At 66.5% G+C, this 6,000-nt stretch carries 5 protein-coding genes; 3 read left to right on the forward strand and 2 right to left on the reverse strand.

The window, feature by feature from the left end; translation table 11 throughout:
* Positions 1-83 precede the first annotated feature (83 nt).
* Positions 84-992, forward strand: a complete 909-nt coding sequence (locus ACK41V_RS13610) for a ChaN family lipoprotein (RefSeq protein ID WP_409783133.1) — start codon at positions 84-86, stop codon at positions 990-992.
* Positions 993-1,056: 64 nt separating this feature from the next.
* Here ACK41V_RS13610 and ACK41V_RS13615 read toward each other — a convergent pair whose 3' ends face one another.
* Positions 1,057-3,360 (reverse strand): putative bifunctional diguanylate cyclase/phosphodiesterase, encoded by a 2,304-nt coding sequence (locus ACK41V_RS13615; protein WP_409783134.1) that lies wholly within the window; start codon positions 3,358-3,360, stop codon positions 1,057-1,059.
* Between the two features lie 51 nt (positions 3,361-3,411).
* Between ACK41V_RS13615 and purU the strand changes: the two genes are divergently transcribed.
* Both purU and ACK41V_RS13625 read left to right on the forward strand, forming a co-directional pair.
* Positions 3,412-4,260: a formyltetrahydrofolate deformylase gene (gene purU, locus ACK41V_RS13620; protein WP_409783135.1), complete on the forward strand. Its 849-nt coding sequence runs from the start codon at positions 3,412-3,414 to the stop codon at positions 4,258-4,260.
* Between the two features lie 17 nt (positions 4,261-4,277).
* Positions 4,278-5,183, forward strand: a complete 906-nt coding sequence (locus tag ACK41V_RS13625) for a LysR substrate-binding domain-containing protein (RefSeq protein WP_409783136.1) — start codon at positions 4,278-4,280, stop codon at positions 5,181-5,183.
* A 31-nt stretch (positions 5,184-5,214) separates the two neighbouring features.
* Here ACK41V_RS13625 and ACK41V_RS13630 read toward each other — a convergent pair whose 3' ends face one another.
* A complete protein-coding gene (locus ACK41V_RS13630; protein WP_409783137.1) occupies positions 5,215-5,649 on the reverse strand; it encodes a hypothetical protein in 435 nt (144 codons plus the stop codon).
* Positions 5,650-6,000: the final 351 nt, after the last annotated feature.

The following is a 6,000-nucleotide window of genomic DNA, read 5'->3' on the forward strand; positions in this document are numbered from 1 at the left end:
GTGCCGGGCGCGGCGCAATGGTGGCGGGCAGAATCCCGTCGCGCCGCACGCAGCGGGTGGAACGATGCGCGTAGCATGGCGCCATGCATCTTTTTCCCCTGTCCACTGCCTGGCAGCAGCGCCCAGCCCGCGAGGCGCCACCACCGACTTTCCGCTTGCTGGGCGCCACAGCGCTCGCCTGCCTTCTGACCTTGTCGGGCTGCGCTGGCATGACTGCCGCCCATGACGCAACAGCCCCCTGGCCCGACCGCCTGCAAACCCTGCTGCCCGCCGATGTGCTGCTGCTGGGCGAGCAGCACGACGCCGCCGACCACCAGCGCCTGCAGCGCGAAGCCGTGGTGTGGCTTGCCGGGCGCAACCAGCTCGCCGCGGTGGTGCTGGAGATGGCCGAACGCGGTCACACCACCGCCGGCCTGCGGCCCGGCGCTACCGAGGCCGAGGTGCAAAAGGCCTTGGGATGGAACGACACTGCCTGGCCCTGGAAGGCCTATGGCCCCGTGGTGATGGCCGCCGTGGGCGCAGGCGTGCCGGTGCTGGGTGGCAACCTGCCGCGCAGCCGCATGCGTGCGGCCATGGGCGAAACGGCGTGGGACCAGCACCTGCCCGCCCCCGCGCTGCAGCGCCAGTACACCGCCCTGCGCGACGGGCACTGCGGCCTGCTGCCCGAAACCCAGATTGCGCCCATGGCGCGCATCCAGATCGCACGCGACGCCAGCATGGCCCAAACCGCTCAATCGGCCTTGCGCCCTGGCCAGACCGTGGTGCTGGTGGCCGGGGGCGGGCACGTGTTGCGCAGCCTGGGCGTGCCCACGCACTGGCCGCAAAATTTAGTGTCAAAAGTGGCTCTAGCGCAGGCAGGACAAGCGCTACCAGCTATCAATTCTGATGCAGATGCTGTTGTCTCCACCCCCGCCCCGCCAGCCAAGGACCACTGTGCCGAGCTGCGCAAGCAGTGGGCGCCGCGCGCCCCGGCGCCGTCGGCGCCTCAGTAGTTAACCGTCGGCGCACAAGTAGCAAACAAACCCCTGCCTCTTATCAACCCCCAGGGGGCGCCAACTACGCTGCCGCGGCCCGCGCCCCCAGCAGCGCCGCGAAGTCATCAGCGGGCACCGGGCGGCTGCACAGGTAGCCCTGGTACGTGTCGCACCCCCGCGCACGCAAAAACGCCAGCTGCCCCTCGGTCTCCACGCCCTCGGCCAGCACCGACATCCCCATGCTGTGCCCCATGGCGATGATGGCGGCGCTGATGGCCATGTCGTCCTCGCTTTGCGGAATGTCGCGGATGAAACCCTGGTCGATCTTGAGCACGTCGATGGGAAAACGCTTGAGCTGCGCCAGCGACGAATAGCCGGTGCCAAAGTCGTCCACCGCAATGCGCAGGCCCAGCGCCTGCAGGCGCATCAGCACCAGGCGGGCTTCGTCGGTGCGCTCAGCCAGGGCAGACTCGGTGATCTCCAGCTCCAGCAATTCGGCAGGAAAGCCGGACTCGGCGAGCGCTGCCGCCGCGCAACCCGCCAGATCGGTCAGATGGAACTGCCGCGGCGACACGTTGACGGCCAGCGTCAGGTCCGGCAGACCCGCTGCGCGCCACTGCTGGCCCTGGCGACACACCTCGTGCACCACCCATTCGCCCAGCGGGCCGATAACCCCTGAGGTCTCAGCCACCGGGATGAAACGCGCGGGCGATATCAGCCCCTCCACCGGGTCGTTCCAGCGCACCAGCGCCTCGGCGCCCACGATGCGGCCGCTGGCAATGTCCACCTGGGGCTGGTAGTACATCTGCAGATGGCCCTGCGCCAGGGCCAGGCGCAGGCGCGACTCCAGCGCCAACCGCTCGCGGGCGGCCTGTGTCATGGCCTCGTGAAAAAAGCACCACGCGCCCCGGCCCCGCGCCTTGGCGCCGTACACAGCCGCGTGCGCGCCTTGCAGCAGCAGATCGGCGGTGGCGGCATGTTCGGGGTACATGCAGATGCCCACGCTCACCCCCGCCACCACTTCAAACCCGTCGGGCGAGTGCCAGGGCTGGGCCACCGCAGTGATCAGGTGGCGGGCCACGGCGGCGGCGCCGTCGGAATGGCGCAGGTTGCGCGCCACCACGGCCAGCTCGTCGCCCGCCAGACGGCCCAGCACATCGCCCGGCCGCAGGGCCGACAACACCTGGCGCGCAATGTGTTTGAGCACCTCGTCGCCCGTGGCGTGGCCGTAGCTATCGTTCACGTCCTTGAACCGGTCCAGGTTGAGCAGCAGCACGGCAATGTGCTCGCCGCTGGAGCTGGCCTCCTGCACGGCCAGCTCCAGTTGGTGGCCGAACCAGGTGCGGTTGCAAAGGCCGGTCAGCGCATCGTTGTGCGCCATGTATTCCAACTGGCGCTGCTGCGCTTTTTCTTCGGAAATGTCGGTGAACATGCACACGTAGTGCGTGATGTCGCCCGCAGGGTCACGCACCACCGACAGGGACATGTGCTCGGGGAACACCTCGCCATTCTTGCGGCGGTTCCAGATCTCGCCTTGCCAATGGCCCGTGTGCAGCACGGTGCCCCACATCGCGTCGTAAAAACCCTTGTCGTGCCGGCCCGATTTGAAGATGCGGGGCGTTTTACCGAGCAACTCTGCCTCGGTGTAACCCAGCAGGCGCGTGACCGCAGCGTTGGCCGACAGGATGCGGCTTTGCGCATCGGTCACCACCACGCCTTCCATGGTGTTGTCCACCACCGTGGCGGCAAGCCGCTGGCGCGCTTCACTTTGCTCCAGCGCGGCGCGGGCCACCGTGATTTCGTGGAGGTCTTGCAACAGGCAGATCAAGTGCACCGGCTTGCCTTCTGCGGCCGGCACCATCGTCACGGTGCACAGCACGGGCACCGTTTTCCCGTCGTGCCGCAGGCACTCGCGCTGGCTCACGTAGTCGTCGATTTCGCCTGCCACCAGGCGCGAGAGCTGGACACGGGTCTCATCCAGATCGTGGAGCGGCGAGACGTCACGCACCCGAAGCGTCAGCAGGCGCGACACGGGCATGCCCAGCAGTTCGCCCATCCGGTCATTGGCCCACAGAATCTGGCCGTCCAGCGCCAGCCGCGCCACCCCCGCCGGTGCGTAGCGCACGATCTGCGACAGCTCGCGCGCCACGGCTTGCCGCAGCCTCTCGGCATGCCCCACCCGGCGCAACAGCCACCAGGCCAGGGCACTGGTCACCAGCACAAAAGCCCAGCCTTTCCAGGTCTGGATCCTGGTCAGCCACTCGGGATCGGAGACCCAGTGCGCGAGCACCGCGTCGCCCGCAAACACCCAGCCCACACCAATCCCCAAGTACAGGAGCATTCCCCGCCAAGGGGCTAAACCCGGCGCTTCAGCTGGATTGATCATCAAAACCCCGTTCCATTGACGCCGAGGCCATGCTGCGACAATCGCACCGCTATGACCACCGCCTACATCCTTACCCTGTCCTGCCCCGACCGCCTGGGGCTGGTGCACGCTGTCTCCGGCTTTCTGCTGGAGCACGGCGGCAACATCGAAGAAGCCGCGCAGTACAACGACCACGCCACGGGCCTGTTCTTCATGCGCGTGCAATTTGCTTGCGACCAGCACGACCACGCCACCCTGAAGGCCCGCCTGACCGCGTTTGCAGAGCCGCACCAGATGCGCTGGACCCTGCACGCCACGGCCTCCCCCATGAAAACCGTGCTCATGGTCAGCAAAGAAGGCCACTGCCTGAACGACCTGCTGTTTCGCTGGAAAAGTGGCCTGCTGCCCATCGACATCCGCGCCATCGTCAGCAACCACCGCGACTTTTATCAGCTGGCGGCCAGCTACAACGTGCCGTTCCACCACATCCCCGTGACGGCAGCCACCAAGCCCCAGGCCGAGGCCAAGCAGCTGGAGATTATCGAGGCCGAAGGGGCTGAACTGGTGGTGCTGGCGCGCTACATGCAGGTGTTATCTCTTGATCTGTGTCAAGCATTGGCCGGACGGGCCATCAACATCCACCACAGCTTTCTGCCCAGCTTCAAGGGCGCCAAACCGTATTACCAGGCGCATGACCGCGGCGTGAAGCTGATTGGCGCCACCGCCCACTACGTCACAGCCGACCTGGACGAAGGCCCGATCATCGAGCAGGACGTGGCCCGCGCCGACCACACCGACACAGTGGAAGACCTGACCGCCCGCGGCCGCGACACCGAAAGCCAGGTGCTGGCCCGCGCCGTGAAGTGGCACAGCGAGCACCGGGTGGTGTTGAACGGCCACAAGACCGTGGTTTTTCGATAGCCCATCCGCCACCCACCATGGCCACCGCCGCTCAGTCCTCCTTCCTCAGCAGTGCGGCGCGGCGCATTCCGCCCATCCAGTGCCTGCTGACATTTGAAGCCCTGGCCCGCTTGCGCAGCGTGACGCAAACCGCCGACGAGTTGTGCGTCACGCCCAGCGCGGTCAGCCACCGCGTCAAGCAGCTCGAACAGATCCTGGGCGTGCGGCTGTTTGGCCGCGCGGATTTTTCGCTGACCACCGAAGGCAGCGCTTACCTGGCCCATGTGCGCGAAGGGCTGGGTGCGCTGCAGCGGTTCCCGGGTCAGGCGGCAGCGCCCGGGCGGCGGCGGCTCAAGCTGGCGGTCACCCCCACGTTTGCGCGCACCATCCTCATCCCGCGCCTGCGGCAGTTCACCGAGGCCTACCCCGAGATCGATCTGGCACTGCAGGTGTCCATTCCGCTCCTGGACGTGGTGGCCGAGGACGCCGACCTGATGGTGCGTTTTGGCGCGGGCCACTATGCCGATGTGGAGCATGTCGAAATTGCGCGCGATGTGGTCACGCCCCTGGCTTCACCTGCGTTTGTGCGCGAGCACGGGCCGTTTGAACGCCCGGAAGACCTGGAGGGCGTGCCCCTGCTGCGCAGCCCGCTGGAGCCCTGGCGCACCTGGTTTGCCGCCACGGGCCTCGACTGGGCCGAGCCCAGCGAAGGCTCGCAGTTCAACGACATCGGCCTGATGTGCGATGGTGCTGCCGCTGGCATGGGCGTGGCGTTGGTCCGGATGAAGCTGGGCGCGCCCTGGCTGGAAAACGGCACGCTGGTCCGCCTGTACGCCAACGACACCGCGAGCCCGCACGCGCACTACCTGTGCTGGCGCACCGGAACCATGGACCGGTGGGAATGTGCGGCGTTTGCCGAGTGGCTGCGCAAGACGATGGTGTGAGCTGTTGCCCCGCCGCGCAGCGTGCGCCTAGCTACTTGGTGCAGCCGTTGACCTTTTGCTGAGCCTGCAAGGCTGCAATTTCCTTCTGAACGGCTGCGTCCTTCAGGTTACCGGTTTGCATGATGCTGAGCAGCAGCTTGGCGAGGGTCTCGCAATCCAACTGTTTTCCGCCAGCGACCAAAGGCGGCGTCGGCTTGCCAGCGAGAGGATCGGGGCAGACGATTTGGTCAACCGACAGCGAGCGGCATTCGGGTGGCCAATCGGATGCGTTCAAGCAAGTGTTGTCGCGACCCGTTTGTAGTTGATAGCAATCGCCAGGTCGGAAAGTTATCCATGGCACCCCGGAAGCATTGATCTCGGGTTGGGTGACCGGCGGCAGCGCGGCTGTCACGGAAAGAGTATCAGGGCACACGATGCGGTCAACAGACAACGAGCGGCATTGGGGTGGCCAATCGGATGCGTTCAAGCAGGTGGCCTGACGACCCGTTCTCAGCCCGTAGCACTCACCAGGTCGGAAGGTTGTCCATGGCACCCCGGAAGCGTTGATGTCGGCTTGGGTGACTGGCGGCAGCGTTGCCGTCCTGTAAGGAGCATCAGGACAGACGATGCGGTTAACAGCCACCGAGCGGCATTCGGGTGGCCAGTCAGATGCACTCAAGCAAGTGGCGGACCGACCCGTTCTTATGCCATAGCACTCACCAGGTCGGAAGGTTGTCCATGACACCCCGGAAGCGTCGATTTCGGCTTGGGTGACCGGCGGCAGCGCTGGCGTGCGGGAGGGGGCCGCAGGGCAGACGAAGCGGGGCGTAGAACGCGA

The organism is Acidovorax sp. (assembly GCF_046291265.1).
Taxonomy (GTDB): Bacteria; Pseudomonadota; Gammaproteobacteria; order Burkholderiales; family Burkholderiaceae_C; genus Acidovorax.